Genomic DNA, 3,493 nt, shown 5'->3' on the forward strand with positions numbered 1-3,493 from the left:
CCTGGCCGCCGCCCTGACGGTCGCGCCGGCCTCGGCGGCACCGCGGGCGGCGACGCCCACCCCGCCGGCCGACGCGACCGGCGTCGTCGAGGACCTCGTCCTGCCCATCGAGGACGTCGTCGGCGAGGTGGAGTTCCTCGACGGCACGGAGAGCGAGTCCGAACGGGGCACCCAGGTCACGGTCGCCCTCACCAGCGACGTCCTGTTCCCGCTGGACAAGTGGGCGCTCACTCCCACGGCCCGGCAGCGGCTCCGGCAGGTGGCCGGGAAGGTCAGGGCCGAGACCGCCGGCGGCGTGGTCAAGATCGAGGGGCACACCGACGACCAGGGCTCCGACGCCTGCAACCTCACGCTCTCCCGTCGCCCGGCCCAGGCCGTGGAGCGGGCCGTACGGGGAGTGCTCTCCGGCGCGGGCGTGACCCTCCAGGCCGGCGGGTACGGCGAGAGCCGCCCCAAGTTCCCCAACATGGTCGAGGGCAGGCCCATCGAGAAGAACCGCGAGAAGAACCGCCGGGTGGAGATCGTCTTCGACGTCAAGCAGTGAAACGTCAGGCAGTGAACGGACGCGGGGCCCGTTCAGTCACCCGGCAGCCGGCCCAGCGTCACGGTATACGCCTCTCGCATGTCTCGCCTGCTGAGTTTGCCCGTGGGCGTGCGGGGGAGCGCGTCGCGGTACTCGATGACCCGCGGGTGCTTGAGCCTGGCCAGCCTCGGCTCGCAGTGGCGGAGCAGCTCGTCGGTGAGCGCGCCGGTGCCCGCCACGCCCGCCAGGGGCTGGACGAGCGCCACCACGCGCTGCCCCCACTCGGGGTCGGGCACGCCGATCACCACCACGTCGGCGACGGACGGGTGCTCCAGCAGCACCGCCTCGATCTCCGCCGGATAGATGTTGACCCCGCCGGAGATGATCAGGTCGGTCCTCCGGTCGAGCAGGAACAGGTAGCCGTCCTGGTCCAGGTAGCCGATGTCGCCGGGCGTGTAGTCCCGCCCGCGCATGGCCGCCGCCGTCTTGCCGGGGTCGCCGTGGTACTCGAACCGGTTGACCCCGCGGATGTAGACCAGGCCGGGCTCGCCCGGCGGCTGCTCGCGGCCGTCGTCGCCGACGATCGTGAACGCCATCCCGTCGAGCGCCCTGCCTACCGTGCCCGGACGGGCCAGCCACTCCGCGGAGGAGACCATGGTGGCCACGGCCGCCTCGGTGGAGCCGTAGTACTCCCAGAGCACGGGGCCGAGCCAGTCGATCATCGCCCGCTTGGTGGCGGGCGGGCAGGGGGCCGCGCCGTGGTAGAGGTGGGTGAGCGACGAAAGGTCGTGCCTCTCCCGATCCGGTACGGCCAGCATCCGGTGGAACATGGTGGGCACCATGAACGCGTTCGTCACCCGGTGCCGCTCGATCAGCCGCAACGTCTCGGCCGCGTCGAACCGCTCGGGGGCCACGACGGAGTGCCCCAGGTGCAGCGCCATCATGGCCTGGCCGTACGGGGCCGAGTGGTAGAGCTGGGAGGACACCAGGTGCACGCCCCTGGGCGGGAGCCCGAAGTGCCTCCAGCTCTTGCGCATCATGATCGGGTAGGCGTCCTCCGGCGTGAGGTCGAGCAGCGGCCTGCGCACGCCCTTGGGGCGGCCGGTGGTGCCGGAGGTGTAGAGCATCATGGACCCGGCCCGCCGGTGCGGGGGCGCGCCGTCCGGCTGCCCGGCCACAAGATCGGCGACGGTGAGCGTCTCCGCCACGGCTCCCGCAGTGAGGGTCTCCGGCCGCTCCGCACCGGGTTCACCGGCGGTCCCAGGCTGCACGACCACCGCCTTCGCGCCGCAGTCGGACACGATGTAGGCGATCTCCTCGGCGGTGAAGTGCCAGTTGACCGGCACCAGGTAGGCCCCGATCTGGTAGGTGGCGAGCATCATGGTCAGGGCGTCGAGCCCGTTCTTCAGCACGGTCACCACCGCGTCGCCCGGCCCGGTGCCGCGCGCGACCAGGCCGTGCGAGGCGCGGTTGACGCGGGAGACCAGCTCGCCGTACGTCAGGCCGTCCGGGCCGAGCAGCGCGGGACGTTCCGGGTCGTGGACCGAGATGTCGTAGAAGCCACTCATGTCCGCGACCATACAGAATTACATTCTGCTGAGGGAATATCCCGGGGCCGGGTGACGTAATCTCGAAGCCATGGCGGACATCGGCGACCAGCGAGCCCCCTTCGATGCTCCCACCACCCCGTTCCAGAGAGTCGTCGTGCCCGCCGAGGACGAGACGGCGCTGATCCGCCGGCCGGTCTCCCGCGGTCCCTTCCTGCCCGCCACGCCGCCGAAGCGCGGGCTGTTCGGCAGGGTGCCGCTCAAGGTCGTCTACCTGGTCGGCGTCTCGATCACGACCGTGGCGGCCCTCGTGCTGACGTTCCTGATTTTCTCCGGCGACGGGGGCGGCGAGGAGCCGGCCTCGCGGCAGGTGGCCGGGCTGGCGTCCGCCCCTGACGGGGCCAAGCAGACGCCGAGCGCGGTCGCGCTGCCGCCGGTGCCCGCGAAGAAGGCGCTGGCCGGCCTGCCGGGCACCGCCTCGGTGGTCATCGGCATCGTGTACGACACCACGAACGGCATCAGCTACCCCAGGCTCGCCGCCCCGTGGGCGACCAAGTCGCACAAGCCGTTCACGTTCGCGCAGCGCATCGGCAAGGCGACGGCCCCGACCTCCCTGATCGGCTCGGCCATGGTCCCCGGCGCGGCGCCGAAGGCCAAGCCGTCGAAGGACTCCGAATACCGCAAGCTCGCCGCCCGCGCGGCCAGATGGACCCTGGGCAGGCAGTTTCCCGCCGGCGCCACGCTCTCCTGGACCGCCTCCCAGAAGCCGGCCCTGGCAACGGGGTGGACGCTCGGTTACAAGGTCACCTACACCGTGGCGGGCGAGACGCGGGTGTCGCAGGCGCTGGTCTGCGTGATCGAGGTGGGCAAGGCCAAGCCCGCGATGCTGTTCGCGACGATCCCGCAGAGCGGCAAGAAGCGCTGGCGCGACCTCAACACACTTGCCGCGCAGATCCGGCCCATCTAGGCCAGAAGCATCCTCTAGAATATGGTTCTGGGCATACTGGGACCGCGGCCGGAGGGTGAGCGATGGCGATCGGGTTGAACGAGGAGCACGAGGCGCTCCGCGAGTCAGTAGGCGGCTGGGCCGAGCGGCACATCCCCGCCGACCTGCTGCGCTCCGCCACTGACGAGGCTCCGCCCTTCTGGGCCGGCCTCGCCGAGCAGGGGCTGCTCGGCCTCCACCTGCCCGAGGAGGCCGGCGGATCCGGCTACGGGCTGATCGAGGCCGCGGTCGCCGTCGAGGCGCTGGCCGAGCGGATGGCGCCGGGGCCGTACGTGCCGACCGTGCTCGCCGGCGCGGTGATCCTCGCCTCCAAGCGGCACGAGCTGCTGCCCCGCCTGGCCGACGGCACGCTGACCGGCGCGGTGGCGCTGACCGGCGCGCTGACCGGCGCGCGCGGCGCCGACGGCGCCCTCGTCG

Annotated in this window: 4 protein-coding genes; 3 read left to right on the forward strand and 1 reads right to left on the reverse strand. The window is 72.1% G+C overall.

Annotated features, from left to right (window positions below; translation table 11 throughout):
* Window position 1 precedes the first annotated feature (1 nt).
* Window positions 2-544: an OmpA family protein gene (locus tag DQW85_RS25810; protein ID WP_240197428.1), complete on the forward strand. Its 543-nt coding sequence runs from the start codon at window positions 2-4 to the stop codon at window positions 542-544.
* 32 nt (window positions 545-576) lie between these two features.
* On the opposite strand, the gene DQW85_RS25815 is transcribed toward DQW85_RS25810, so the two are convergent.
* Window positions 577-2,091 carry an AMP-binding protein gene (locus DQW85_RS25815; RefSeq protein ID WP_113702547.1) on the reverse strand — a complete coding sequence of 505 codons (1,515 nt, stop codon included), beginning with the start codon at window positions 2,089-2,091 and terminating at the stop codon, window positions 577-579.
* Window positions 2,092-2,161: 70 nt separating this feature from the next.
* Between DQW85_RS25815 and DQW85_RS25820 the strand changes: the two genes are divergently transcribed.
* Both DQW85_RS25820 and DQW85_RS25825 read left to right on the forward strand, forming a co-directional pair.
* Entirely contained in the window at window positions 2,162-3,037 is an 876-nt protein-coding gene (locus tag DQW85_RS25820) for a hypothetical protein (protein WP_113702545.1), read from the forward strand.
* Window positions 3,038-3,099: 62 nt separating this feature from the next.
* The coding region (locus tag DQW85_RS25825) for an acyl-CoA dehydrogenase family protein (protein ID WP_162795377.1) at window positions 3,100-3,493 on the forward strand (394 nt) is incomplete at its 3' end.

Source organism: Nonomuraea lactucae (assembly GCF_003313395.1).
Lineage (GTDB): Bacteria > Actinomycetota > Actinomycetes > Streptosporangiales > Streptosporangiaceae > Nonomuraea > Nonomuraea lactucae.